The organism is Neisseria sp. P0009.S007 (genome assembly GCF_051962515.1).
Genome location: NZ_JBQCVF010000231.1, coordinates 1 through 1,682, shown reverse-complemented (window position 1 = coordinate 1,682; position 1,682 = coordinate 1). Strand labels below are relative to the sequence as shown.

At 51.3% G+C, this 1,682-nt stretch carries 1 protein-coding gene; it reads right to left on the bottom strand.

Features of this window, described 5'->3' with window-relative positions; translation table 11 throughout:
- Positions 1-1,682 (bottom strand): collagen-flanked surface repeat-containing protein (locus tag ACTHS3_RS11945; RefSeq protein ID WP_440368032.1); only part of this gene is annotated, 1,682 nt, incomplete at both ends.

Genomic DNA, 1,682 nt, shown 5'->3' with positions numbered 1-1,682 from the left:
CCGTTACCGTCTTTGATGGTTACAGTGTGAGTACCGTTGCCGTTGTCTTTAACATCGGCTTCAGCGTTCTTACCGTCAGCACCGGTTGCACCAGTTGCGCCGGTATCGCCTTTGGCACCAGTTGCACCGTCTTTAATGATGGTAGTAGTGGTGTTACCGTTACCGTCTTTGATGGTTACAGTGTGAGTACCGTTGCCGTTGTCTTTAACATCGGCTTCAGCGTTCTTACCGTCTTTAATGATAGTAGTAGTGGTATTACCTTCGCCATCAGTGATAGTTACAGTGTGAGTACCATCGCCGTTGTCTTTAACGTCGGCTTTAGCATTCTTACCATCTACACCGTCTTTACCGTCTTTAACGATGGTAGTAGTGACTGAACCGGTCTCAAGATCAGTAATAGTGATTGTATGGGTACCGTCACCATTATCTACAACTTCACCTGTGATGCTGCCACCTTTTTCACCAGTGTCACCTTTATCGCCTTTGTCGCCTTTAGCGCCGGCTGCACCAGTGTCACCTTTGTCGCCTTTAGCGCCGGCTGCGCCAGTGTCACCTTTGTCGCCTTTAGCGCCGGCTGCGCCAGTAGCACCGTCTTTACCATCTTTACCGTTTTTACCGTCTTTAACGATGGTAGTAGTGACTGAGCCATCACCTAGATTAGTAATAGTGATGGTATGGGTACCGTCACCATTATCTACAACTTCACCTGTGATGCTGTCGCCTTTGTCGCCTTTAGCGCCGGCTGCGCCAGTGTCACCTTTGTCGCCTTTAGCGCCGGCTGCACCAGTGTCACCTTTATCACCTTTGTCGCCTTTAGCGCCGGCTGCACCAGTATCACCTTTGTCGCCTTTAGCACCGGCTGCGCCAGTGTCACCTTTATCGCCTTTGTCGCCTTTAGCGCCAGCTGCACCAGTATCACCTTTGTCGCCTTTAGCGCCGGCTGCACCAGTGTCACCTTTGTCGCCTTTGTCGCCTTTAGCACCGGCTGCACCAGTGTCGCCTTTGTCGCCTTTGTCGCCTTTAGCGCCGGCTGCACCAGTGTCACCTTTGTCACCTTTGTCGCCTTTAGCGCCGGCTGCACCAGTGTCACCTTTGTCGCCTTTAGCGCCGGTTGCACCAGTGTCACCTTTTTCGCCAGTAGCACCGTCTTTAAGGATGGTAGTAGTGGTATTACCGTTACCGTCTTTGATGGTTACAGTGTGAGTACCGTTGCCGTTGTCTTTAACGTCGGCTTCAGCGTTCTTACCGTCTTTAACGATAGTAGTAGTGGTATTACCTTCGCCATCAGTGATGGTTACAGTGTGAGTACCATCGCCGTTGTCTTTAACGTCGGCTTTAGCATTCTTACCATCTACACCGTCTTTACCGTCTTTAACGATGGTAGTAGTGACTGTACCGGTCTCAAGATCAGTAATAGTGATTGTATGGGTACCGTCACCATTATCTACAACTTCACCTGTGATGCTGCCACCTTTTTCACCAGTGTCACCTTTTTCACCAGTGTCACCTTTATCGCCTTTGTCGCCTTTAGCGCCGGCTGCGCCAGTGTCACCTTTGTCGCCTTTAGCGCCAGCTACGCCAGTGTCACCTTTATCGCCTTTGTCGCCTTTAGCGCCGGCTGCGCCAGTGTCACCTTTGTCGCCTTTAGCGCCGGCTGCACCAGTGTCACCTTTGTCGCCTTT